16 protein-coding genes are annotated in these 25846 nt (G+C 70.7%); 8 read left to right on the top strand and 8 right to left on the bottom strand.

Annotated features, from left to right (window positions below):
• Nucleotides 1–150 precede the first annotated feature (150 nt).
• From AB0L53_RS40530 to AB0L53_RS40520, 3 genes are all read left to right on the top strand, one after another.
• Nucleotides 151–1608, top strand: coding sequence for an ankyrin repeat domain-containing protein (locus AB0L53_RS40530; RefSeq protein ID WP_364006138.1), 1458 nt, complete (start codon nt 151–153; stop codon nt 1606–1608).
• A 57-nt stretch (nt 1609–1665) separates the two neighbouring features.
• A complete protein-coding gene (gene holA / locus AB0L53_RS40525) occupies nt 1666–2637 on the top strand; it encodes a DNA polymerase III subunit delta (protein ID WP_364006135.1) in 972 nt (323 codons plus the stop codon).
• Nucleotides 2638–2758: 121 nt separating this feature from the next.
• Complete coding sequence (locus AB0L53_RS40520) at nt 2759–3904, top strand: epoxide hydrolase family protein (protein WP_364006132.1); 1146 nt, start codon at nt 2759–2761, stop codon at nt 3902–3904.
• 50 nt (nt 3905–3954) lie between these two features.
• On the opposite strand, the gene AB0L53_RS40515 is transcribed toward AB0L53_RS40520, so the two are convergent.
• Nucleotides 3955–4494, bottom strand: coding sequence for a MarR family transcriptional regulator (locus tag AB0L53_RS40515; protein WP_364006429.1), 540 nt, complete (start codon nt 4492–4494; stop codon nt 3955–3957).
• Between the two features lie 76 nt (nt 4495–4570).
• Here AB0L53_RS40515 and AB0L53_RS40510 point away from each other — a divergent pair, with 76 nt between their 5' ends.
• Nucleotides 4571–5764 (top strand): MFS transporter, encoded by a 1194-nt coding sequence (locus tag AB0L53_RS40510; RefSeq protein ID WP_364006129.1) that lies wholly within the window; start codon nt 4571–4573, stop codon nt 5762–5764.
• Here AB0L53_RS40510 and AB0L53_RS40505 read toward each other — a convergent pair.
• From AB0L53_RS40505 to AB0L53_RS40480, 6 genes are all read right to left on the bottom strand, one after another.
• Nucleotides 5706–6419, bottom strand: coding sequence for an ABC transporter ATP-binding protein (locus AB0L53_RS40505; protein ID WP_364006126.1), 714 nt, complete (start codon nt 6417–6419; stop codon nt 5706–5708). The two genes, AB0L53_RS40510 and AB0L53_RS40505, sit on opposite strands and share 59 nt — an antisense overlap.
• Nucleotides 6409–7305, bottom strand: a complete 897-nt coding sequence (locus AB0L53_RS40500) for an ABC transporter ATP-binding protein (protein WP_364006124.1) — start codon at nt 7303–7305, stop codon at nt 6409–6411. The genes AB0L53_RS40505 and AB0L53_RS40500 overlap by 11 nt, the downstream gene beginning before the upstream one ends.
• Nucleotides 7306–7313: 8 nt before the next feature.
• Nucleotides 7314–9914: an FtsX-like permease family protein gene (locus AB0L53_RS40495; protein WP_364006121.1), complete on the bottom strand. Its 2601-nt coding sequence runs from the start codon at nt 9912–9914 to the stop codon at nt 7314–7316.
• Nucleotides 9911–12958 carry an ABC transporter permease gene (locus AB0L53_RS40490; protein WP_364006118.1) on the bottom strand — a complete coding sequence of 1016 codons (3048 nt, stop codon included), beginning with the start codon at nt 12956–12958 and terminating at the stop codon, nt 9911–9913. The genes AB0L53_RS40495 and AB0L53_RS40490 overlap by 4 nt, the downstream gene beginning before the upstream one ends.
• A gap of 188 nt (nt 12959–13146) precedes the next feature.
• Complete coding sequence (gene rpsT / locus AB0L53_RS40485) at nt 13147–13416, bottom strand: 30S ribosomal protein S20 (protein ID WP_219527587.1); 270 nt, start codon at nt 13414–13416, stop codon at nt 13147–13149.
• A gap of 149 nt (nt 13417–13565) precedes the next feature.
• A complete protein-coding gene (locus AB0L53_RS40480; protein ID WP_364006115.1) occupies nt 13566–14555 on the bottom strand; it encodes a hypothetical protein in 990 nt (329 codons plus the stop codon).
• A gap of 55 nt (nt 14556–14610) precedes the next feature.
• Between AB0L53_RS40480 and lepA the strand changes: the two genes are divergently transcribed.
• The 4 genes from lepA to AB0L53_RS40460 all read left to right on the top strand — a co-directional run bounded on the left by lepA (nt 14611) and on the right by AB0L53_RS40460 (nt 19510).
• Nucleotides 14611–16440 (top strand): translation elongation factor 4, encoded by a 1830-nt coding sequence (gene lepA / locus AB0L53_RS40475; protein WP_364006112.1) that lies wholly within the window; start codon nt 14611–14613, stop codon nt 16438–16440.
• Between the two features lie 108 nt (nt 16441–16548).
• On the top strand, nt 16549–17307 hold the full coding sequence (locus AB0L53_RS40470; protein WP_364006109.1) for a TetR family transcriptional regulator: 759 nt from the start codon (nt 16549–16551) through the stop codon (nt 17305–17307).
• 6 nt (nt 17308–17313) lie between these two features.
• A complete protein-coding gene (locus AB0L53_RS40465; protein ID WP_364006106.1) occupies nt 17314–18144 on the top strand; it encodes a class I SAM-dependent methyltransferase in 831 nt (276 codons plus the stop codon).
• Between the two features lie 562 nt (nt 18145–18706).
• Nucleotides 18707–19510: a maleylpyruvate isomerase family mycothiol-dependent enzyme gene (locus AB0L53_RS40460; RefSeq protein ID WP_364006103.1), complete on the top strand. Its 804-nt coding sequence runs from the start codon at nt 18707–18709 to the stop codon at nt 19508–19510.
• A gap of 332 nt (nt 19511–19842) precedes the next feature.
• On the opposite strand, the gene AB0L53_RS40455 is transcribed toward AB0L53_RS40460, so the two are convergent.
• Entirely contained in the window at nt 19843–25815 is a 5973-nt protein-coding gene (locus tag AB0L53_RS40455; protein ID WP_364006100.1) for a DNRLRE domain-containing protein, read from the bottom strand.
• Nucleotides 25816–25846: the final 31 nt, after the last annotated feature.

Here is a 25846-nt window from a genome sequence, read left to right as displayed (position 1 = left end):
TTGTCACGGCGTAGGGTGGGTGGTGCGCGCTCAGGGCGCCACCGGTCCGCGGACAGGGCTAAGCCCACCTGATGCTCATCGAACGACCCGGCCCGACCTCTTTTCCGGCCTGATCATGCGGACGCCAGGCCAGACGGAAAGGAGGCCCTCGTGCCCATCCATCGCCTGCCCGACAACCCCAGCCTCGAACGGCTCCGCAAGCAGGCCAAGACGCTGCTTCAGTACGTGAAGGCGGGAGTTCCCGAGGCGCTCGGGCTCGTCGCCGAGTTCCACCCCCGGCCGCCGGAGGCGCTCAAGCTGGCCGACGCGCAACTCGTCACCGCCCGCATGTACGGCTTCGCGAGCTGGCCCAAGCTGAAAGAACACCTCGGCACCGTCGAGCGCTACTCCCGCTCGCCGCACCGGGTCGCGCCGAGGGAAGAGTTGCCGGAGGAGTTCCTGCGGCTCGCCTGCCTCACCTATGGCACGGACTACCCGGGCCGGACCGCGGACGCCGACCTGCTGCTGGACCGGCATCCGCAGTTGTCCACCGCGAACATCTTCACCATGGCGGCCACCGGTTCGGCCGATGCGCTGGCCGACGTGCTGGCCGAAAATCCGGTGCTCGCGCGCGAGCAGGGCGGCCCCTTCGGGTGGGAGCCGCTGCTCTACCTGGCCTACGCGCGGCTCGATGCTCCCGGCCGGTACGTGGCCGCCGCCCGGCTCCTCCTCGACCATGGCGCCGATCCGAACGCCGGATTCCTGTGGGACGGGCTGACCTCGCCGTTCACCGTGCTCACCGGCGCATTCGGTGGAGGAGAGGGCCACCAGCCACCGCATCCGCAGGGCCTGGCGCTGGCCAGACTGCTGCTGGAGGCCGGGGCGGACCCCAACGACAGCCAGACGCTCTACAACCTCGGGCTCGGCGGCGCCCGCTCCGACGACACCGCCCACCTTCAGCTGCTGCTGGAGTTCGGCCTGGGCCGAGGCGCGGGCGGTCCGTGGCATGCCCGGCTGGGTCCCACGCTGCAGTCCCCGCAGCAGATGCTGCGCGACGAACTGGCCACCGCCGCGCTGCGGGGCGGTCCGCGGCGGGCCCGGCTGCTCCTGGCACATGGCGCGGAGGTGGACGGCCTGGGCGGGCATCCGGCGTACGGCGGGCGCACCCCCTACGAGCTCGCCCTGCTGAACGGGCATACCGAGATCGCCGAGCTGCTCGCCGCGGCAGGCGCCTCGGCAGTACTGGACGAGATGGAGGCGTTCACCGCCGCCTGCATGCGCGCCGACGCCGACGCGGTGGCCGGATTCGGCCCGGAACCGCTGGCGTGGGCGCTCGAACGATTCCCCGGCCTGATCATCAGGGCTGCCGAGCAGCGCAAGCCCGCGGCGGTACGCCTGCTCGCCGGTCTCGGCTTCGGCGTGAACCACCTGCATGAGTCCACCCCGCTGCACGCGGCGGCCTGGAACGACGACGTCGAGACGGCCAGGACACTGATCGAGCTCGGCGCCGACCCGGCGATCAAGGACACGGCGTACGACGCGACCCCGCTCGGCTGGGCCGAGCACGGCGGCATGCATCGCGCGGCGGCGTACCTGCGAAGTCTGGGAGAAGAGTCCAGTACGACGTGATCGGAACCGCCGTCGTCGAGTACCCGCTTGTCGGTGCCGCATGGCATGCTGCACGACATGGCGGCAACAGATCCAGCACTCGTGACCTTGGTCGTCGGCGACGAGGAGCTGCTGGCCGAGCGGGCGGTCAGCGAGGTGGTCGCGGCGGCGCGGGCGGCCGACGGCGGCGCGGAGGTGCACGATCTCATCGGCGGGAAGGTGGCGCTGGGGGAGCTGACCCAGCTGACCTCGCCGTCGCTGTTCGGTGATCGTTCCGTGGTGGTTATCCGATCCGCGCAGGATCTCGTCAAGGACGTCATCGCCGAGGTCCTGAAGTACGTGGCGCAGCCCTCTGACGACACCGTGCTCATCCTGGTCCACCCGGGCGGGGTGAAGGGCAAAGCGCTGGTCGACGGGGTCAAGAAGGCGGGGGCGCGAGTCGTCACCGTCAACAAGGTCACCAAGGCCGGTGAGCGGCTCGACTTCGTCAAGGGCGAGATCAAGCGGGCGGGGCGCGGCATTTCGAGCGACGCCGCGCAGGCGCTGCTCGAGGCCGTGGGCAACGATCTGCGGGAGCTGGCCGCGGCCTGCAACCAGCTGGTGTTCGACACGGAAGACAAGACGATCAACGCGGCGGCCGTGGCCCGCTATCACAAGGGGCGGGCGGAGGTCACCGGGTTCAACGTGGCCGACTCGGCGCTCGAGGGGCGGCTGGCCGAGGCGCTGGAGCAGCTCCGCTGGGCACTCGGCACCGGGGTGGCCCCCGTGCTGCTGGTGAGCGCGCTGGCGGGCGGGCTGAGGGGCCTGGCCAAGGTCGGCGGAGCGCCGCGCAACCTCAGGGGCGGGCAGTTGGCGAGCCACCTGGGCATGCCGCCGTGGAAGATCGACCGCGTGAAGCGGCAGCTGAACGGCTGGGGTCCGGAGGGCCTGTCCCGCGCCATCCAGGCGGTGGCCGACGCTGACGAGCAGGTCAAGGGCGGCGGCGCCGATCCGGCGTACGCGCTCGAACACACGGTGCAAGTGATCGTCGCCAACCGTACGGGCCGGTAGCCGCCACTCACCCGGTAGGTGCCACCCGCCCCGATAACCAATAGTCCGGTAGCCGGCGCCCCGGTAAGGTCGCGAAGCGTCGGAGGGCGAAGTGCGCCTCCTGTCGGTTGCTGGAGGGTATGTGAGCTGGTCGCCGTTTCGTATTGAGGTGCCGGACGCCGTGCTGGACGACCTGCGGAGTCGGCTGCTTAACACGCGGTTCGGCGACCCCACGCGGCCAGGGGAACAGGCGTGGCAGGGCGGCGCGGATCCCGGCTACCTACGTGACCTGGTCGGCTACTGGGCCGAGGGATTCGACTTCCGGGCACGTGAGGCCGAGCTGAACGCTCTGTCGCACGGCATCGCGCACATCGACGGCACGCGCACGCACTTCCTGAAGATCCCCGGCAACGGGCCCGCGCCCATGCCGTTGCTGCTGAGCCACGGGTGGCCGAGCAGCTTCATGGAGATGCTGCCGATGGCGACCCGGCTGGCCGATCCGGGACGGTTCGGGGGCGATCCGGAGGACGCGTTCGACGTGGTGATCCCCTCCATGCCCGGCTTCCTCTATTCGGAACTGCCCGCTGAGCCGCTGACCAGGGCGGCGATGGCGCGGACGTTGCACGCGCTGATGACCGAGGCGCTGGGCTACGAGCGTTACGGCGCGTTCGGCGGTGACATCGGCGGGGCGGCGACCGGGTGGCTGGGGGCGCTCTATCCGGAGCAGGTGATCGGGATTCACCTGATCCATCCGCCGTTCCCGGCGTCGCTCGAGGTTCCGCCGTTGTCGGCGGAGGAGCAGGCGTTCCTCGACGCGGAAGCCGTCTATGACGAGGGTGACGCCGGCTACAGCGCCATCATGGGCACGCGGCCTGACACCATCGCCGCCGCGCTTTTGGACTCGCCGGTCGGGCTGGCCGCGTGGATCGTGGACAAATACCGCGACTGGAGCGACTGTCACGGCGAGGTGGAGACGCGGTTCGACCGGGACACCCTGCTGACGATCCTCACCCTCTACTGGGCCACGGGCTCGATCGGCACCTCGTTCAGGCAATACTTCGACTTCGAGCACAACACCGCCCGGCCGCCCATCACCGTGCCGGCGGCGGTCACGCTGAGCCACGAGCCGTCGATGGCCGACTTTCCGCGGGCGCTCGCCGAGCGTGCCCTCACGGACATCCGGCACTGGAGCGAGCCCGGCAGAGGCGGCCACTTCCTGCCCCTGGAGGAGCCGGCCCTCCTCCAGGAGGAGCTGACGAGCTTCTTCCGCGAGCTCCGCAGCACCTGACGGGCACGGACCAGTAGCGCCCGGCGCACCGGACCGACCGCGGTTGAGGGTCAGCGGGTGGATTCCACGTTCACCAGGAGGCGTTTGAGCAGGCCGTCCAGGATCGCCTGCTCCGCCGGATCCAGCACGTAGACCATCGCGGCCTCCACCTCCCCCCGGATCCGCATGGCCTCCATCCACAGCTCGTGCCCCCGGTCAGTCAGCTCCACGTCGACCCGGCGGCGGTCGTCCGTGCTGCGCAGGCGGCGTACCAGGCCAGACTTCTCCAGCGTGTCGAGGCGGCCGGTCATCCCGGCGGGCGACAGCATCAGCTCCGCGGCCAGCTCCGAAGGCGTCGCGGAGCCCGAACTGGCCACCAGCCGATGCAGCGTCTCGAACTCGAAGTCCTGCATCCCCACCTCCGCCAGCGCCGCCTCCTTCGTCTGACGCAGATGCTTGACGAGGAAGTGCATCCGCGTCACGACCGCCTCCACCCGCTCGTCGTACGGCGCCTTGCCCCGCCACCGCGCCAGATGCCGATCGACAGAGTCACTGGAGCCGGAATCGGAGCTGGAGCCGGAGCCCGAGCCCGTCGAGTCGCCCGCGTTCATCGAGTCCACCCACCAATCCTAAGCCAGCAAGTATTTAGTTGACGAAACATTAGCCAGCGAATTAATGTCGAACCCCATGAGACTTCTGCTCGGGCGAGCCATCTCCGCCTTGGCCACCGCCTTGATCCCCACCACCCTCACCCTCGCAGTCCTCCGCACCACAGGCTCGGCCGAGGCCCTTGGCCTCGTCCTGGCCTGCGAATTGATCCCCCTCCTCCTGCTCCTCCCGGTCGGCGGGGTGCTGGCCGACCGGTTCCGTCCTGAGCGGGTGGCGCTGGTGGCCGACCTGGTCCGCGGCCTCTCCCAGGCCGCCATCGGGATCGAACTGCTGATGGGCGTCGGCCGCGTGCTCGACCTGGCCGTGTTGTCCGCGGTGGCGGGCGTGGCGATCGCGTTCGGCATGCCGGCCGTACCGAGGCTGGTCGCGGCCGTGGTGCCGGGCCCGGATCGGCTGCGCGTGAACGCGCGCATCGGGGTGGCCACCAGCACGTCCAGTGTGCTCGCGCCCGCCCTGTCGGGCGGCGTGGTACTGGTGGCGGGGCCGGGGTGGGCGGCGCTGCTCACCGCCGCGTTGTTCGCCTGCTCGGCGCTCACCCTTGGCGGAGTCCGTACGGCCAAGCAGCCCGAGAGAGCCCGGAACACCTTCGCCAAGGACCTGGCCGAGGGATGGCGCGAGGTCAGGACGCGGCCGTGGTTCCTGAGGTCGGTGCTCGGCCACGGCGTATGGCATTTCATGGCCGGGTTGTTCCTCACCCTCGGCCCGCTGACCGCGGTCAAGCACCTCGGCGGCGAGGCCAGTTGGGTGCTCATCGTGCAGTGCGGCACGGTCGGCCTGGTCGCGGGGGTGTTCCTGGTGCCGAGGCTGCCCGTTCGCCGGCCGCTGGTCGTCGTCCAGGTGGCTGCCGCGCTGTACCTGCTGCCGTTGGTGGCGCTGGCGGTGTCGGCGAACGTGGTGCTGATCGCGGCGGCGTACTTCGTGGCGATGTTCGGGCTCGGGCTGCTCAGCCCGTTGTGGGAGACCGTCGTCGCCGAGGAGATCCCCGAGGGCGCGCTGGGGCGGGTGCGGGCCTTCGATCAGCTCATCTCGTTCGCGTCGCGGCCGTTCGGGCTGGCGGTGGCGGCGCCGCTCGCGGGCTTCGTGGGCATGACCGGGCTGCTGCTGGCGGGAGCGGTCGCCGTGGCCGTGGCGAACCTGGCCGCGATCACGTCCGTCAAGCCTCCAAAGACCGGCTCTCCAGAGGAGCGGCCTCCCGCAGGACTCCATCGCTGATCTCCAGCACCCGGTCGGCCAGCGTGATGAGGCTCGGATCGTGGGTGGCGACGAGCGCGGTGACGCCCTCGCTGCGGACCAGGGCGCGCAGCAGTTCCATGATCTGCCGCCCGGTCTGTGAATCGAGTTGTCCGGTGGGCTCGTCGGCGACGAGCAGCCGGGGCCGGTTGGCCAGCGACCTGGCGATCGCCACCCGCTGCCGCTGGCCGCCAGACAGCTCGTACGGCCGCTGGTTGACGTGCTGTTCCAGCCCGACGAGGGAGAGCAGCACGCGCACGCGCGCCTCCCGTTCCGCGACCGGGGTGCGGGCCAGCCGCATCGGCACGCCGACGTTCTCGGCCGCCGACAGCACCGGGATCAGCCCGAACGACTGGAACACGAACCCCACCACGTCGCGGCGCAACGCCAGCAGGTCGTCCTCGGACATCGAGGTCACCTCGGTCCCCGCCACGACGACGCGCCCGGCGTCGGGCCGGTCGAGCCCGCCGATCTGGTTCAGCAGGGTCGTCTTGCCGGACCCCGACCGGCCGCGGATGGCGATCAGCTCGCCGGGGTAGGCCGAGAACGACACCTCCCGCAGCGCTACGACCTCCTTCGGCCCGGTGCGATAGGTCTTGCGCACCCCCTCTACGACGACCAGGGGCTCACTGCTCATTGGAGGGCTCCTCTCGGGCCGGCCACACGCCGATATGGTCGGATTCGAGCTCGAGGCGCACCCGGCGTTCCATGTCCAGGGCGTTCATGAAGTCGCGGGGCAATTGCAGCCGCCCCACGCGGTCGAGCACGGCGTACTCCTCGGCGACGCCCTCGCGGCGGAGCGTCTCGCTGCTGGTCCGCCCGTCGCGGATGCCGATCGTACGATCGACGCGCTCCGACACCAGCGGGTCGTGGGTCACGATGACCACGGTCACGCCCAGCTCGCCATTGGCCTTGCGCAGCGCCCCGAACACCTCCTCCGAGGTCTCGCTGTCCAGCTCGCCGGTGGGCTCGTCGGCCAGGACGAGCTGCGGGGAGTTGGCCAGGGCGACGGCGATGGCGACCCGCTGCTGCTCGCCGCCGGACATCTCGGGCACCTTGCGGTCCGCGCAGGAGGCGACGCCCATCAGGTCCAGCAGTTCGGCGGCGCGTCCCCTGCGTGCCTTACCGGCCAGCTTCATCGGCAACTCGACGTTCTCGCGGGCGGTCAGGTACGGGAGCAGGTTGCGCGCGGTCTGCTGCCAGACGAACCCGACGATGTCGCGCCGGTACCGCAGCCGGTCCTTCGCGGTCATCGACAGCAGGTCCGTCCCCGCCACCCGGGCCACGCCCGCCGTGGGCACGTCCAGGCCGGACAGCACGTTCAGGAGCGTCGACTTGCCCGACCCGGAGGCGCCGACGACGGCGACCAGTTCGCCCTCCTGGATGAGCAGGTCGAGGCCCTGCAGAGCGACCACCTCGACGCCCTCGGTCTTGTAGATGCGCACCAGGTTGTCGCACACGATGTGCGCGTCCCCGCCGAACGCGGCCTTCTTCTCGGCGGCCTTGGCTTCAAGCTCGGACAACGTTGGACTCAAATGAGGTCACCCACTCGGAGTACGGCGCCGAGGCTGCGGCGGCGGCTGATGGCGGTGTGCGCGTAGGTGCCGAGCACGGCGACGGCGGTCAGCCCGGCCGCCAGGACGATCGGCATGACCGGATCGGCGGAGTAGTCGCCGACGGCCAGGTCACCGGCGTAGGCGGACAGGTCGATGCCGGGTCCGAGCGCCGCGGGCAGGCCGAGGCCGAGCGCGAGCCCGGCGAGCGAGGCGATGAGGATCAGCGGGAGGATCTCCAGCACGGTCAGGCCCCGCGCCTGCCGGTCCGACAGCCCCAGCGTGCGCAGGAACGACAGCGCCCTGGCCCGGTCGGCCGCGCCGATCACCAGCGTCACCAGCACGGCGATGAGCGCGTAGACCGCGAGCGCGACGGTGGTGATGAGCAGGATGTCCTGGACGGTGCCGGTCATCGGGTCGTCCTCGATCGCGGCGAGGGCCTGTTCCTGCGAGGTCAGCTCGGCCTTGGGCTGTCCGGTGGCCGCCAGCAGCGCCGCGGGATCCGCCTCGCCCTTGATCAGCAGGGTGTTGACGCCGGGCCGCTTGTTCGTCGCGAAGGGCAGCACGATGAACTTGCCGCGTGGGTAGAAGCCGGGCAGCGAGGCGATCTCGCCGGCTGTGGTGACCTTCATCCGCTCATACCAGGCGATCTCGAACGTGCCGCGTCCGCGCAGCTCGCTGGAGACCAGCACTGGGATCCCTGCGGCTCCCGAGGCGGTGAGGGGCACGCTGATCGGCGCGCCGTCCAGCAGTCGCCGCCATTGGGCCAGGTCGACGGCGATGATCTCGGCGCGCTCGCCGCCGTAGCCGATCTGCGCGGTGGCGGTCTGCGCGGGCACGAGCAGCCGTACGCCGGGCACCTTGCGCACCCGCTCGATGGCATCGGGAGGCAGCTCCACGGGGGAGGTCAGCTTGATCGGCGCGCCGACGCTCTGCCAGGACGCCAGGCGCTGCGTGCTGGCCAGCCCACCGGAGATCACCGTCCCGAACACCGACACGGCCAGCGCGGGCAGCAGGATCAGCACCGGCAGCACGCTGGCGGATCTGGCCCGGGCCGCCCTGGTCAGGCCCAGGAAGGGCACGGCGAGGCGGCCGCGCGCGGCCAGCCGTACGAGCAGCTTGAGGGGGAGGGGATAGCAGCGGATGGTGATCAGCGCGGCGGCGACCGTCAGCGCGACCGGTACGAGCAGCAGGAACGGGTCCTGGCCGCCGGTCGTCAGGCCGCGGGTGCGCAGCAGGTACGCCCCGGCCAGCGCCAGGCCGACGACCAGTACCTCCAGGGTGATCCGGCGGGCCGACGGGCGGGCGGCGGCCACGTCGTCGCGGCGCTCGTGCAGGGGCGTCCGGTGCGTCACGGCCAGCCGTGCGGCGGCGTAGCCGACGGCGGTGAGGGGCACGAGGGCGGGCCCCGCGTGGGCGAGCCACGGCACCGGCCCCGGCACCAGGAAGGCCAGCCCCCACCCGGCCAGCGCCGCGGGCACCACCGCGATCGCCACGAGCGCCGTACCGGCACCCGCCACCTGCCGCAGCGACCCGCCGCGCGCCCGCGCCAGCGCGAGCGGGTGATCGATCCGCTCGGCCAGCAGTTGCACGGCCAGCACGAGCACCCCGAGCGCCACGACCAGAAGGCCGCCGAGCACCAGGAACATCACGGTCTGCGCGGTGCCCAGCGCGGTCCCGAACTTGTCCAGCAGCCCCGGCAGCTCCGTCTCCAGCCGGTACTGGCTGTCGGCGCCCGCCGGCTGCAGGGTGACCACGTGCCCGTAGTCCTCGATGGCGGCACGCAACTCTGGCAGGTCGAGAGAGGCGGCCGCAGTGGGATCGACCGGCAGGACCCAGCTGTAGATCAGGTTGCGGTCGGCGCCGCTCAGGGCGGCCAGGCCGGCGGCCGGGATCAGCGCGGTCGTGCGCCGCTCCAGCTCCAGCTTGCCGGGCGGCTGGACCTGCGTGACGTGCAGGACGTCGGTGTCGTGGCTCCAGTAGCGGGCACCGGGGTCCTTCGCCCTGAACACGCCCACGATCTTGACGGCGGCGTAGTCGCTCTCACCGAGGATCCGCACGTCGCCGATCTTCAGCGGCATCGTGGTGCGGGCCTCCTCCACGATGCCCACCTCGAACAGCGGGATCTCCGTCCCGCTCCAGCGCATGGTCGTCGGCTTGCCCGGCGCCCGGCCGTCGACCCACTCGACCCGCCGCTCACTGTCCGACAGCCAGGCGAGGTTGATGTAGGTCTGCCCGCCCGACAGGTGGACCGGCGTGTCGTACGTCTTCGCGCTCATCTGGCCGGTGGCCGACACGAGCGGCCGCAGCTGCGGCGGCACGAGCGAGCGCAGCCGGGCGTCCCTGGAGGCGAACTGGCCGGGCTCGTGCAGGTCGTCCGGCCCTCCGCGCGTCCTGGTCTGTACGGTCAGGTCGGCCTGCTGCGCGGGCGCTTCCTGGAGGGCCTGGTGGAGCGCTTCGTCGTACGAGCCCTGCAGCACCCGCGGCAGCCCCGCCACGAGCAGGCAGGCGCTCAACGTCAGCAGGGACAGCATGGCCATCGCGCCCAGATACGCCTGGGCAAGGCGCAGGATCCTCACAAGTCCTCCTGACGCTGCCCACGCAGATTCCGGGCCAATACGGCGACGATGCCGAGCAGCACCGCGGCCACCAGCGCCAGCATGGCCGCGGTCGCCGCCCACGGGATGTCGAGCAGCACGTCCGGCGTGACGGCCGCGGCCTGCCCGGTGAGCACGATGTGCGGCACGACCAGGACGCCCACGACGATCGCCAGCGCCGTGCCCGCCACCAGCGACAGGCCGATGACGAACGCCTGCTCGACCGCCAGCAGCCCGAACACCTGCCGGTGGCTCACCCCGAGCGCCCGCAGGATCGTGAACTCGGCCATCCGTTCCCGCGCCGCGACGGTGGCGTTCACCACGAAGCCGAGCGCGGCGAACGCCAGTGCCGCCGCGAAGCCCAGGATCAGCGCCCCCTGCAGCCCGCTGGCCAGCGGGTCGTCCCGCAGCCGCTCGGCGAGCTCGCGCTGGTCGACCGCGGTGACGTCCCACTCCGGCCGCTTCTTCAGCGCCGCGAGCGCGGGTCCGGCGTCGCCGTCGTGGGCGGCGAGCCACCATTCGGTGGCCGGTCTGGGGATCTCTCCCGCCGCCAGGCCGTACGCCTGCAGGGTGGCCCAGTCGGCCAGTACGGCGGGCTGGTCAGCGGCGGTCGTCGGCATCCGGTCGACCAGGCCCGCGACCTTGACCTCGACGATCCGCCGATCCAGGTTGACCCGGCCCACCTGGCCCACCGAGAGCTTGAGCGAGGCGGCCAGATCGGTCGTGAGCACCACGGGCAGCGGGCCCGACAACTCGCCGAAGGCGACCGCGACCGGCTGTGATCCGGTCGCCTTGAGCGAGATCGGGCGATCCGCGCTCAGACCGGTCACCGTGACCTGCGCGCTGCCGCTCTCGGGTGGATTGGCGACCAGGCCGCGGACCGACAGCGGGTAGGCGATCTTCCCGGTCCGCCCGGCGATCTCCGAAAGGTCGAGGTCGATCTGGTTGTCGCCCGGATGGAGCAGGCCCAGGGGCAGCTCGCGCCAGACGCCGAGCGCGTCCGAGACCATGATCCGCAGTGTCACCGCGGCGTCGGCGCGGGCGTGCAACGTGAGCGTCGTGGGCCGGCCCGGCAGCTCCAGTGGGGCACCTCGCGGCCGGCCCGAGCCGAGCACCCGCGCCATCTCCGTGACCGCTCGCGCCGACAGGTCGGGCCGCAACTGGAAGAGCCGGTCGAGCTTGCCGGCGTCGAGGCCGAGCAGGATCGCGCCCTCGCCGCTGAGCTGGACCGGGCCGCGGAAGGCGGGCGAGGCCGCCGTGACGCCCGGCAGCGCGGCGAACGCGGTGCCGCGCCCGAACGTGCCCAGCTCGGGGCCGTCCGGCGGCCCGGAGATCCGCAGGTCGGCCCCGGCCTGATGGCGGGCCTGGTCCTGCTGGGAACCGCGCCAGGTGGCGGCCGTGGCCATGGACACGATGCCGATGGCGATGGCCATGGTCAGCAGCAGCGCGGGCCCGGCGTACTTGAGCGGCCGCCGGCTGACCTGCCAGACGCCGAGCGCCGGGGCGAGCGTGGGCCGCCTGGCGGTGATCCGCTCGGCCAGCTTCGAGACGCGGGGCACCAGGCGCAGGCCCAGCATGCCGCCGGCGAGCAGCGCCAGGGCCGGTCCCGAGACGATGAGCGGGTCGATGCCGAGGTCTCCGGCGGCGGTCGCGGTGACGGGCGCGCCGTAGCGCCGCAGCTGCCAGATGGCCAGCCCCGCCACCACCAGCAGCGCCAGGTCCGCCCCGGCCCGCTCGATCAGCCCGCGCCCGCCGCCGCGGCCGCGCGCCGACTGCTCCTCCACATAGGTACGCCGGGCGCCGGCGAGGGCCGGGAGCATGAGGAGTACGGCCGAGGCCAGGGCCACGCCGATCGAGACCGCGAAGGTGCCCGGGTCGGGTGAGGGCGCCAGCCGTACGCCGGAGGCCCTGATCCAGGGCAGCGCATTGACCAGGGCCAGCAGCGGCGGGCCGAGGAAGGGCGCGACGATCGCGCACGGGAGGGCCACCAGCAGCGCCTCGCCGCCCGCCAGCGCGGCCAACCGCAGCGTGCCCGCGCCGCGCGAGCGCAGCAGCGCCACCTCCATGCGGCGGTGGTCGGCGAGCAGGCGGGCGGTGAGCATGAGCGCGTACGCCGCCAGCAGCAGCAACTGCAGGACCGGGATCAGCATGGTGGAGCGGGCGACCAGGGCGGCGGTGCCGAGCTGGGCGAGCATCTCCGGCAGGCGGCTGGTGGCGGTGCAGCTCGCGCAGCCGTTCGCGTGGAGTCGGTCGCGCAGCTCGGTCACCCGGGCGGCGAACGGCCGCAGCTGCTCCGGTGACAAAGCGCGCAGGTCAGGAACGGCGGTCCAGGTGGCGTTGACGTTCGTGGCGAAGCGGCTCAGGAACGTCTCGCGGGAGACCATCAGCGGGCCGTAGGTGGTGTACTCGCCCGTCTCGACGCCCCTGGTGAGCAGCTGCTCGCCGGTCCAGCGGTCGCCGAACGGGTCGTTGAGCTGGAAGACGCCGGTGATGCGGACGTTGACCGCCTTGTGGTCGAGGCGGCCTTCGGTGGTGATCTCCTGACCCGCCTTGACGCCGATCGCCGTGGCCGCCGACAGGGAGATGGCGGCTTCGACCGTCTTGGGTTCGGTGGCGCTTGGCCAGGTGCCGGAGACCAGTTTGGCGTGGGCGTCGAGGCCGTCATAGCTGCCGAACCTGAGCAGTTCGGGGGTCTTGCGGCTCTCCTGGCCCGGCCGGACGTAGGAGTCGGAGCGGAAGGCGGTCGTGATGGCGGCGGGCGCGCCCGCGTAGGCCCTGGCGAGCTCGGCGCGGATCGCCCGGTCGAGCGCCGGGAACGTCTGGCCGGTGACGGGCGCGGCGATGGTCGCGGCCACCTGGCCCAGCGGCGCGGTCTCCATCGTGCGGCGCACGCCCACCTCGGCGATGGTGGAGGCGTACATGGTCAGCGCGACCAGGGTCGTGGTGGCCAGCAGGATCGACCCGAACGCGGCCAGCAACAGCAACGGCTCACTGAACGCCCGTTTGACGACCAACGGCCCCCGCATGTGCCCCCCCTTGCCCCGTTTAGTGAACCTTTGAGCATTCCACTGGGGGAGGGCAAGGCGATCTTCGCAACGGTGACAGACCCGAGACGGCGGTGTGATATCGAAATCGTGACACAAAAAAACGCCGCACCCCTTGGTGGAGGTGCGGCGCTCTGGCGCCTTGCTCTTTGATCGAGCCTGGCTGGGCCTTACTTGGCTGCCAGGGAGGCGGCCTGCTTGGCGATCGCCGACTTGCGGTTGGCGGCCTGGTTCTTGTGGATGACGCCCTTGCTGACGGCCTTGTCGAGCTGGCGGGCCGCGGCCCGCTGCAGCTCGGCAGCCTGCTGGGCGTCGCCCTGCTCGGCGGCCTCGCGGAACTTGCGCACGGCCGTCTTCAGCGAGGACTTGACCGCCTTGTTGCGCAGGCGAGCCTTCTCGTTCTGCTTGTTGCGCTTGATCTGGGACTTGATGTTCGCCACGAAGAAGCCTCGGTAAAGTCTGAGTGATGGATGGGGCGCGCGGGCTCGTGAGAGGGGCGCGCCACACGCAGTTGAACAGGTTACCAATAACCCAGAGGACAGCTCAAATCAACACCCTGGGAATTGGAGTCTCGGACCAGTGTACGGCCTCAGGAGAGCCACTCGGTGGTGTATTCGCGCCAATCCTCCTCCGTGGCGGCGAAATCGACGTACAGGGCCAGGCCGAACCGCTCCCGCCTGCCGTGCTCCGTCAGGGCCAGCTTGGCGCCCTGGGCGGCCATGGCCACACTCTCGGCGGCGTCGCTCCACCCGACGCCGTGGTCGTGGTAGGCGGGGGCGCCCACGAGGACCAGCTTCGTCTCCGGGACCAGGTCGAGGGCGAGCGTGGCCTGCCGCACGACATAACCGCCGTAAAGGGACTGCAGGGGGGTCAAGGAGTCGTACGTCATGATGGCCACCTGGTCGACGCGGTCGGCGGCCTCCCTGAAGTAGCCGCTCGACCAGTATTTGTCGTGGCCGAGGATCGTCCGAGCGGGCAGGCGTATCAGGGGGTACGGCTCGATCTGGGGCGTCGAGATCGACAGCAGCTTGGTGTACTGGCGGGTCCTGTCGAGGAGGTCGAGGAACTCGCGGTCGCCGTCGCCGATCGGCTCGAAGTTGTAGTGGATTCCGTCGAAGCCGGTCTTCATGATGGCGGCGACTCCGGCCAGGACGTTCTCACGGGACTTGGCGTCGTCGAGGTCGAGGAAGCCGTCGACCTTCTGGCCGAGCCAGGCGGAGATGCGGACGCCGGGGAGGTACTGTCGCCCCCATCGAACGAAATTTCCGGCGTTGGGGTATTTATCGGGTTTTAGCTGGCCGTCCTTCTCGAACGGGCCCGCGTGGACGTACAGGTCCTTGATGCCCGTGGCGCGCAGGCGTACCGCGAGGCGCTCCACGTCCTGCTCCGTACGGCGGCCGTCGACCCAGGCGTGGCCGAGCCACAGAGCGTCGTTACCCGTGCTCTTCGCCCAGGCCGCCGGGTCACCGGTAAACTGAACGCGGAGCGCGCCGGCGAGGAGGCCGAGCAGCGCGACGACGATGGCCAGGGCCAGCGCGACAAGGCGCAGGCCACGGCGAATGGCGGTTCGGGCAATCACCCGGGCATGTCACCATGAAAGACGCTTGACCTCAACCCTGTCGAAACGGACTTCGGTGCGCACTCAGCCTGGCCAGACCGACCCCGCGTTGATCCGCAACTTCTGCATCATCGCGCATATCGACCACGGCAAGTCGACCCTTGCCGATCGGATGCTGCAGATCACCGGCGTGGTCGACGACCGCTCCATGCGCGCCCAATACCTCGACAGGATGGACATCGAGCGGGAGCGCGGCATCACGATCAAGTCGCAGGCCGTGCGGCTGCCCTGGGACGGCCACGTCCTCAACATGATCGACACGCCGGGCCACGTCGACTTCACCTACGAGGTGTCCCGGTCGCTGCAGGCGTGCGAGGGCGCGATCCTGCTGGTCGACGCCGCCCAGGGCATCGAGGCGCAGACGCTGGCCAACCTCTACCTGGCCATGAACAACGACCTGCACATCATCCCGGTGCTCAACAAGATCGACCTGCCCGCCGCGCAGCCGGAGAAGTTCGCCGAGGAGCTCGCGGGCCTGATCGGCTGCGACCCGTCCGACGTGCTCAGGGTCTCGGGGAAGACCGGCGTGGGCGTACGCGAGCTGCTCGACCACGTGGTGCAGACCGTCCCCGCGCCGGTGGGCGAGGCCGACGCGGCCGCCCGCGCGCTGATCTTCGACTCGGTCTACGACACCTACCGGGGCGTCGTCACCTACGTCCGGGTTTTCGACGGCCACCTGGGCAAGCGCGAGCGCATCCTGATGATGTCCACCCAAGCCGCCCACGAGACGCTGGAGATCGGCGTCATCTCGCCCGAGCCCAAGGTGTCGGACCTGGGACTGGGCGTCGGCGAGGTGGGCTACCTGATCACCGGCGTCAAGGACGTGCGCCAGTCGCGCGTCGGTGACACCGTCACCTCGGTCGCCAAGGGCGCCACCGAGATGCTGGCGGGCTACGACCACCCCAAGCCGATGGTGTTCTCCGGCCTCTATCCGATCGACGGCGACCAATACCCCGAATTGCGCGAAGCCCTTGACAAGCTCCAGCTCAACGACGCCGCGCTGATCTACGAGCCGGAGACCTCGGCCGCGCTCGGCTTCGGCTTCCGCGTCGGCTTCCTCGGCCTGCTCCACATGGAGATCGTCCGCGAACGGCTGGAGCGCGAGTTCGGCCTGTCGCTGATCTCCACCGCGCCCAACGTCGTCTACCGGGTGGTCATGGAGGACGGCTCAGAGCTGACCGTCACCAACCCGTCGGAGTTCCCCACCGGCGGCAAGATCTCGCAGGTCTTCGAGCCGGTGACCAAGTCGACCATCCTGGCCCCGGCCGAGTTCATCGGCGTGATCATGGAGATCTGCCAGGGGCGGCGCGGCCAGCTCCGCGGCATGGACTACCTGTCGGAAGACCGGGTCGAGATCCGCTACACGCTGCCTCTCGGCGAGATCATCTTCGACTTCTTCGACCAGCTCAAGTCGCGCACCCGGGGCTACGCCTCGCTCGACTACGAGCCCGACGGGGAGCAGGAGTCTGAGCTGGTCAAGGTCGACATCCTGCTCCAGGGCGAGGCCGTCGACGCCTTCAGCGCCATCGTCCACAAGGACAAGGCCTACGCCTATGGCGTCGACATGGCCAAGAAGCTGCGCGAGCTGATCCCCAGGCAGCAGTTCGAGGTGCCGATCCAGGCGGCCATCGGCGCCCGCGTCATTGCCCGCGAGAACATCCGCGCCATCCGCAAGGATGTCCTCGCCAAGTGCTACGGCGGCGACATCACGCGTAAGCGCAAGCTGCTGGAGAAGCAGAAGGAAGGCAAGAAGCGGATGAAGATGGTCGGGCGGGTCGAGGTGCCGCAGGAGGCGTTCGTCGCGGCGCTGTCGACCGACTCGAGCGCCGACAAGGCCAAGAAGTAGCCCTTCGGAAGCTTTTGGCAGTTTTTCGGAGCCCCGCACCCGGCGTAGGTGCGGGGCGTTCTCATGCCCGCTTGCCCGATGACTGAACACATGTTTATAGTACTAAACATGTGTTCAGCGTCTTCCGATCTGACCGCCCAGGCCAAGATCCGCAACGCGGCCATCGCGCACTTCGCCCGCGACGGCTTCCAGAAGACAAACCTGCGGGCCGTCGCCGCCACGGCGGGGGTGAGCGCCGCTCTGGTCATCCACCACTTCGGCAGCAAGGACAAGCTGCGTGCCGTCTGCGACGAGCACGTCCTGCGGACGCTGGCCCGCAAGGGACGCGCCGGCCTGCCGAATTTGGCGAACGAGTACCTGGCGGACCCGGCGGAGTATCACCTGTACGTCCAGTACATGGGCCGCGCCGTCGAGGACGACTCGCCCGCCGGCGCCACGTTCGTGACCACGATGGTGGAGGAGACGGAGGCGACCCTGCGGGCCGGAATCGCCGACGGCTCCATGCGCCCGTCGTCCGACGTGCGGGCGCTGGCCGTGTTCAGCGTGCTGACCAGCCTCGCGACGCTCACCATGGCGCCGTCGCTGGCGCGCGCCCTCGGCTACGAGACCTTCGGTCCCGAGGCCCTGCGGCGGCTCGCGCTGCCGACGCTCGAGGTGTACACGCATGGCTTGTACGCCGACGACTCCCTGCTCAAGGCGGCCGGTGACGCACTGACCGACCCCCGCTGGGCGAGCGCACAGAGCGACAGCCTGGAAGACGGTCCCGCGGACTCCTTGGAAAACGGTCCGGCGGACACCTTGGAGGACGGTCCGGCCGACAACCGATCAGAAGACGCACCGACCGATACCCGATGGGAAGAGGACTGACGACCCATGCCCCCAAATACCCTTCCGGCTCTCACACCGCTACAGGAGACCCTGTGGCTGACGCTGTGCGGCCGGGCCCTCGACAACCGGTTGACCCGCCCCATCCTCGGCGACGAGATGGCCGACGAGATCGTGCGCGAGACCGGCTACGACTACAAGAAGTTCGGCCTCATCCCGAGCGCCGCGATCAACATCGCGCACCGGGCCAAGAAGCTGGATGAGGTGACCGAACGGTTCTTCGCCCGCCACCCCGACGGGGTCGGCCTCGACCTCGGAGCCGGTCTGGACAGCCGGGCGCTGCGCATCTCCCCACCGCCCACGGCCGACTGGTACGACATCGACTTCCCCGAGGTCATGGCCGCCCGGCGGCAACTGCTGCCCGCCCGCGCCACCCCACATGGCATCGCCGCCGACCTGACCGACCCCGCGTGGCTGGACACCCTGCCCACCGACCGGCCCGCGGTGATCGTCGCCGACGGGGTGATCGCGTTCCTCTCCATGGAGGACATGATCTCCTTGGTGGGCCGCCTCATCGGCCACTTCCCCAGCGGGGAGATAGCCTTCAACGGCTACGGCAGCTTCCACGTCTGGGCCCAGCAGCACGTTCCCATGGGCGCCACCAAAGCCGTCAGGGACATCACCAAGTTCTCCGGCCTCGACGATCCCCGGGACGCCGAACGCTGGCACCCCAAGCTGAAGCTGGTCAGGGAGATCCTGTGCACCAGGGAGCCCGAGGTCGCCCGGTTCCCGCCGGTCCTTCGCTGGTGGACCCGCCTGGGCGCGCCGAGCGTGGCACTTTCCCGCCGGGGCAACGTCGTACTCCACTACCGCTTTTAGAGAGCTTGATCGTCAACGACCTGAGCGCGTCCTCTACCTACCCCGGCCGAGCGCTCCCGGCAAAGGCCCTCCGCTACGCTCCGGACGTCCTCCCAGGCGGGCTGACGCCCGCCCCCTGAAGGACCCTCGCTGCGCTCGGACCGCCCTCCCAATACGCTTCGCCGGGCCGGCTGATTGGACTGACCTTGGCGGCAACATCATCGAGACCGGCACCGACTCCTACCGCCAGGCCCAGACCCAAGCCCGCGCTCCCGCTCCCGCTGCGGCCGCGCTTACCGATCTTTGAGTGTCGTTGCTGGTAGTGGCTTCGTCGAGTGCGGGTCTGGCGGTGTTGTCACCATTGGGCCAGTGCAGGATGGACTCTTGGAAGCTGTCTCCGAACCTCGGCCCGGAATTTTGATCACGGTTCGGTGGTAGCAGGGCTGGGTCGCTCCCTTGAGCGGTGATAGCCGACCTGGTCCGTCCCATGTACACCGCCTCTGCCTTGATTGCCGCCAATGCCCGGAAAATGGCCGATCAGTGGCCTGGCCAAGCGTATGTCCGTAGGCGAAAATCAGTCCGCATGTCCCGCGACTTGGAGGTGCAGATGGACACGTCCGCGTATTTGAGGGCTGTTGTCGAACAGACGAGCACGTTTGCCGCTTGGGTGGACGGCAGGGATGCGGTGGCCCCGGTGCCGACATGTCCGAAGTGGACGCTGGCCGATCTTGTCGACCATGTCGGCGGGACGCAGCGTATGGTGGCCATGCTCGTGGGTGGGCGGATGACCGAGCCGAGCAGGGCGTTCGCCGGCTACGTTCCGGCTCCGACCGATTCCAGTCAGTGGCGCGCCTGGCTGAGCGACGGCGCGGCCGAGGCGAAGCGGGCGTTCGCATCGGTCGCCGATGACACGCCGGTGTGGGATCCGTCGGGTGGCACCGCGGGCGTGCCGTTCTGGTCACGTCGGCTGTTCGGCGAGGCTTGCGTGCATCGCGCGGACGCGGCTGCGGCGCTCGGCATGCGGTACGAGCTGGCGCCGGAGCTTGCCGTCGCGGCCACCGAGGACTGGCTGGACACGATGACCTCTCGCGGCTATTGGGAGAACAAGCCGGGCTTCGCCGACGCGATGCGCGGCAGCGGCCAGACCCTGCATTTCCACGCGACCGACGCACCCGGGGAGTGGCTGGCACGCCGGGAAGCGGACATGATCGTCCTGGAACGCACGCACGCCGAGGCGGACGTCGTGGTACGCGGCCCAGCCGCCGAACTCCTGCTGGTGCTCAGCAGGCGTCGCTCGCTGAATGCGGCTTCTACGCTGGAAGTGCAGGGCGATCGGGCACTGTTCGACCACTGGATCGAACACATGGACTGGGTCACCGACGGCTGACCCGCGAGCGACGCGCAAGATCCGCCGTAACCGCTCTGCGCTCTCCCGGCCGGCCAGAGGGGTTCGGGCAGCCTATGAGGGGGATGAGGCGCGTCGATTCCAAGCGTGTGTGCGGACCAGCCGCAAACCGACGAGCGACAGGATCGGCCCGCTCCGACCTCGAACGCCTCGAACGCCTCGAGCGTGCGACCGGCGAGCGGGTCGCGGCCGCCGAACGCGGCCGGGCCCGGCGCCATCCGCCGGGGGAACACCGGTAACGGAAGTGCCTTTCCTGGCTTGGAAAGGCACTTCCGTAGATCTTCAGCGGCCTTTGCCTCATTCACTCATGTGTGTCACCGGTGTGTCCGGCGCCACCAGTGGCGCCACCGCCAGCTCCCGCGGCCGATGCCGTACAGCGCACCGGAGAGGCCGCCGATCGCGCTGTTCTGCCAGTACGCGTTGGCGCAGCCCCTCAAGGTGCGCTTACGGAGACAGCCATAGGTGCCGAAGCCCACGCCGACGATGAAGGAGCCCCGGCTGACCCAGCGCCGGCCGCTGCTAGCCCACCGGTGGACGAAACCGCCAAAGCCCCGGCGGGTGTTCCAGCCGTACCGGAACGATCGGTAGTGGACCTTGGCCCGGCGCCAGACGTGCCTGGCCTTGTGGCGGAGCTTGCGGCACCAGCCGCAGCCCCACTTGCCGTCCAGGTCGGTGCAGTTGACCGGGTCGCCCGAGCAGTACTCGTAGGCGTTGGCGCTGCCGCCCTCCACCGGGTCGAGCTGCAGGAACCGGCCCAGCGACGGATTGTAGAGCCGCACGCCCATGAGCATGGTGCCGTCCAGGGTGTCGGCGGCGCGCTGCTTGCCGCCCAGCCAGCCGTATCTGCGGGCCGGACCGCGCGCCACCCCGTACTCGTCGGCGTCCACGACGGTGGCGGTCGCGGTGCCGAGCGTGTACTCGGTGCCGACGTCGCCGTGCAGCGTGGTCAGCTGCAGGCGGATGTCGCCGTTCGCGCCGGTGACGGCCGCCAGGTCGCCGTCGAAGCCGGAGACGTTCCTGAGCACCTGGCCGCCGGGCTCGGTGCTCCAGCGCGGCGAGTCGCCGTCGGAGCCGTAGTGGTTCACGACGGTGCCCGCCGCGGCGGCGCTGGACCTGAACCGGTCGGCCGGGTCCAGCGCCCAGGTCATCGTCTGGCCGCCCGCGGTCTGCCGGCGGGCCAGGTCGTTGACGTGGTAGTCGAACGTGGTCCCGCCCGGCAGGGCGGTCGTACGGCCGAGCGCGTCGTAGCGATAGCCGTCACCCACCAACCGGTCTCCGGAATCGTAGGCGTAGGAGGTGATCGTCGCCGCGGCGTCGTCGGCCTCCGGGCACGTGTCCGCCTGAGACTGGGTGGCCAGGCGGGTCCGGTTGGAGTTGTCGTCGAAGGCGTAGCGGCGCAGCGCGCACACGCCGCCCGCCGACTCCCTGGCCGAGGTCAGGCGGCCGGCCTTGTCGTAGCCGTAGGCCCGCTCGTACCCGGCGTCGCCGCGCGCGTCCGCGGCCCACTGGCCGTGCACCGACTCGGTGACCTGCTCGCTCAGCACGGGCTGGTCCAGCCCGTCCTTGGTGTAGAAGCGCGAGACGTCGGTACCGGTCTCGTCGTCGGTCACGCTCACATGCAGGCCCCCGGGCAGGTCGCCGGAGGCGAACTCCCCGTCGGCGTCGTAACGGGCGGTGAACGTGCCCGCCACCGAGTCCGTCATTGTCACGGCCAGGCCACGCGGCTCGGTCGCGATGTCGTAGCCGTAGGTGACGGTGGACGGCGCGGAGTCGGTCACCTTCGTGGTCCGGTCGAGCAGGTCGTACTCGGTCTTGACCACCCCGGCGTCGGCATCGGTGTAGGAGATCCTCCGGCCGAGCCGGTCGTAGGCCAGGACGATCCGCTCGGTGACGTTGCCCGCGGCGTCCAGGCGCTGCTGCTCGGCCACCTCGCCGGAGTCGTGCGCGTACGCCGTGGCCACGGCGCCCAGCGCCTCGCCCACGCCGCCGGTGATCCACTGGCGGATCTGGCGCCCCGCCTGGTCGTAGGCGGTGTTGGTGACGCGGGTGACGCCGTTGGCGGTCTCGGAGACCGTCAGCGGGTTGCCGTAGCGGTCGTAGGTGGTGATGGCGGTGGGCAGTTCGTCGGGGTTGTCACCGCCTCCGGTGATCTTCCCGGCGGGCGCCGTCCGGCACACCAGTCCCGCCCACGCGGGCTTGCCGCCGCACGGCGCGCTGCCGGAGGCGGTGTAGTACGTGGTGACCATGGTGGCCGCGTCGTTGCCCTTGGGCAGCACGTTCTTAACGGGGTTGCCGTCGTCGTCGTACGACGTGGCTGTCACCAGGTTCAGCCCGCCGGGGTCCTTGACGGTCTTGAGTGGCTTGCCGAGCGCCCAGTCGTACTCGGTGGCGGTCACCCGCGTGTCCCGGTCCTCGCCGCTCAGCAGGCGTGCGCTCACCTCGGTCCTGGTCGCCAGGTCCTTGGTGGGCGCGTTGCCGGGACGCCCCTGGTCGTAGGTGCTGACGGTGTGCTCCCTGGCCGCCGCGTCCTCGCCGCCCACCGACACGACGTGCAGCGGACCGAGGGTCTCCAGCTCCCGGGTGCCGTCGTCGTTGTACGTCGAACGCTTGGACAGCAGCTCAGCCCGTTCGGCCGTGGGCAGCCCGGAGACGCCGAGCTCGGCCAGGCGCGGCGAGGTGCCGAGCGCCAGCTCGCGGTTGCCCTCCGACAGCTCGCGCACGACGTTGCCGAACTTGTCGTGCTCGGTGGCCGACAGGTGACCGCCCGGCGTGAGCTGGTTGACCTGCCGCCCGTTGGCGTCGAGGTAGGTGACGGTGGCCCTGGTCCAGGAGCGGCCGTCGGGGATCTGGTCGCCGGGGAAGACGGCGGTGGCGTCGGTGGGGTTGTCGCGCTGCCCCCAGGCCGCGGTGTGCTGCGGGCGCAGGTCGGCCGGTCCACCGGCGGCCTTGTCCAGCGGCACGTTGTAGACGATCGAGGTGCGGTTCTCGCCCTCCGCCTGGTCGGCCGTGCCCGTCTTGAGTGCCTGCCTGACCGCGCTGGTCAGCCTGCCGTCGGCGTCGTAGACGAACGTCCACGGGAGCTGTCCCGGCTGAGTGAGCGAGGTGAGGTGGCCGCCGGTGTCGTAGCCGTAGGCCGTCTTGAGCGCCGGTGCGATGCGCGGGTCCCACGACTGGGCCAGGCGGCCGGCGCTGTCGTAGGCGTACTGCGCGACGGCCACGGGGGTGCCGGAGTCGTGGAACAGCACCTGCTTGACCCGGCCCGCGTAGTCGCCGCCGCCGGTCTGCGTGGCGTAGACGAGCTCCAGCACCCGGCAGCCGGACTTGGGCGAGGGCAGCGCGCAGTCCGCACCCGGGTCGGACAGCGCGCTGGTGGGCGCGATGACCGCCTTGAGCCGCTGGGCGCCGCTCGCGGCCTCGTAGACGTAGCGGGTGATGTTGTTCGCGCCGGGCGGGGTCGTCGTGGCCGGCAGGTACGACGTCGCGCCCGCGGGCTTGGTGAACGTGGTGACCACGCCGTCGGCGTCCTTGAGCGTGTAGGAGGCGGTCAGCGCCAGGTCCTCGGCGCCCTCCTCCGGCTTCCAGCCGCTGCCGGTCTTGGTGAACTGGATGGGCGTCCCGTCCACCAGCGTGATCTCGACGGAGCTGGCGGAGGTCTCGCGTAGCGCCGCGTACTCGGAGTCGGCGACGTCCGAGACGCCGCCGGCCGACCATTCGGGGCCGAACGGAGACGCCTGGGAGGCGATCTTGGTGCCGGCCTTCGGGTCGCGCGAGGAGATCGTCCTCGACAGCGCCAGGCCGAACAGCTCGGCCTCGCTCTCCTCCATCCGGAAGTCGCCGGTCAGCAGGTTGACGCTGCCCGGCCCCACGTTCTGCGTCTCGGCACCCGATGCCTGCCGGTCCGCGACCACGTCGGCGGCCGGCGTGCCCGCCGAGTCCGAGGCGTTGGCGAACACGGCGCGGACCTGGACGGCGCCGTCGCCGCCGAGCTGGTCGACCAGGTTCCAGGTCAGCCCCGACACCGTCGCGGTGCCGTCGGCGACCTTCGCCGCGACCGGCCAGGCCGTCAGCGGCTTGCCGTCGGCGCCGAGCACCTGCGCGACGGGGATGTCGGCCCAGTCGTCGGTTGACGCGCGCCGCCACTGGAAGGTCGCCCGGTCGTACTCGCCGCGGCCGGTCGCCGCCAGTTCGGTGCGGCGGGCCGTACGCGTGCCGTCGGCCGGTGCGGCCAGCGCGCCCGCCCCGACGTTGAAGCGGTACGTCACCGCCTCCGAGGCGTTGCCCGCCCGGTCCAGCGCGTACGTCGTCAGCGTGTGCGGCCCCGCGGCCTGCGGGGTCACCGTGAACGTGACGGCCGCGCCGGTCGTGGCCGCCGTGGCCGTGTCACCGTCGTCGAGCCGGTAAGCGATCTTGGCGACGTCGGAGTCGGCCGGCGTGGCGGTGAACGAGGCCGCCTCACCGGCGTCGCCGTGCCATCCGGAGTCCGGGTGGGAGCCGCTGGTCAGCTTGGGCGCGGGCGGCCGTATGGTGTCGATGGTGAACTGCCGGGACTGGGACTGCAGGGAGTCCAGCGAGCCGTCGTTGCCCCAGCCCTTGAGCGTGTAGGTGCGGCCGTTGGCCAGCTTGCCGGCCGGGACCGCGGCATCCGAGAATCCGCCGGAGGCCACGTAGGCGCCGTACAGGCCGGTGATGACCGCCGTGCTGCCGTCGTACACCTCGAACTTGGCGCGCACGTTGCCGCCGTCAGCGTCGCCGACGTGGGCGAACAGCCGCGGCGTCACCGAGTTGGTGTAGAAGGTGCTGTTCACCTCGCTGTTCGGGCTGGTCCAGACGGACAGCGGCGTGCTCGGGTTGCCGTTGTACGTCACCGCGATGTACGGCGTGTGCGAGGTCGCGTTGCCGGAGTTGAACCGCTTCCATCCGTACGGGTCGGACTCGTCCGAGGCGCGCAGTCCCATGCCGGACTTGGCCCAGCCCTTGTCCGCCCAGTACTGGGCCAGCGACGTGACGTTGGCGGTGACCCAGCCGTCGGCGCAGCTGGTGCTGAAGCCCTTGGTCTGGCTGGAGGTGGCGTACTTGGCCGCCATGGTGGGGCCCGGGTAGCGGCTGGAGGTGGAGGCTTGGTCGGCGCTCCACACCTCCCAGTTCTTGGCCGTGCACGACCAGGAGTGGAAGTTCCACAGGTTGAGCGTGGCGGAAAGGATCTTCCGCCCGGCCAGGCCGGAGGTGTTCCAGGTGATGAACGACTTGGCGATCTGCCCGCTGCCGTTGTTGCCGAGCTTGAGTTCGGTGGAGGCCGAATTGTCGGTGTTGTAGCCCTGCTGCACGAACGTGTCAAACACCCCGCTCACGTTGAGCGACGGGTCGACGGTGACCGGGTAGGCGGTGGCGGGGTCGTTCAGGAAGGCCGGGTCGGGCGTGAGCACGAGGTCCTTGCCCGACACCTCCATCTTCACCGGCGCGCGATGCGTGTGCTCGCCGGAGGACTGGTTCACCTGCGCGTCCCACATCACGGACGCGGGCACGGTCGCGGCGACCTTGCCGCCCTTGCCCACCAGTTCGACGCCGCCGTCCTTGGCCTGGCGGACCGTGAGCCCGGGGGCGTCCAGCTTGAGCCGGTAGGACAGCGGGGCGGAGGGCCGCTGCTTGAGCAGCAGGAACTGCTCGGCGCCCGTCCTGGTCGCCGTGACCGTCAGGTCGGCGCCGGGCAGCACGCCGGGGTAGGTGACACTCTGGCCCGACACCTGCGGTGACGGGAGCGCGCCCGGCCAGCGCAGGGTCACGCGGGCGTCCCCGGCGGCCACGCTGATCAGGTCGGTCCCGGCGGCCGCGGCCTGCTTGGCGCTACTCGCGGCGCCGCCGATGCGCAGCGCCCTGCCGTGCGATTTGGGGGTCACCGTGCCGTCGCCGGCCGCCGTGAGCGCGAGATCGACGGGCTTCCACCCGGCGCCGTCACGCACCCTGACCGGCCCGGCGAACATCTCCTCGGTGAGGGAGCCGTCGGGGTTGGCGTAGGTGGAGGAGGCCTCGGTACGTGCCGATTCGATCTCGACCCGCTTGCCGGTGAGGCGGGCGGTGAGCTTGGCCGAGCTCTCGTCGGGCGCGCTGGGCCCGGCCGGAGCGGTGGAGGGGTCGGGCGGGGTGGCCGCCTGTGGGGGTTGGGGTGAGGGGGTGTCTGCGTACGCCGTGGGGATGTCCGCGACGGTTACGGCCAGTGCGACGGACAGCACGGCCGCGATGGCCCGGTCCGCCGGGGTCGTCCGGCGGACGCGGGTGCGGTCTAAAGCCACTCTTCGATCTCCGATTCGCGCGTCTCTGGGA

This window comes from Nonomuraea sp. NPDC052129 (assembly GCF_040680095.1).
In the GTDB taxonomy this organism is placed as follows: Bacteria; Actinomycetota; Actinomycetes; order Streptosporangiales; family Streptosporangiaceae; genus Nonomuraea.
Note: the sequence above shows the minus strand (reverse complement) of the source record. Positions and strands in the feature narration are given on the sequence as shown.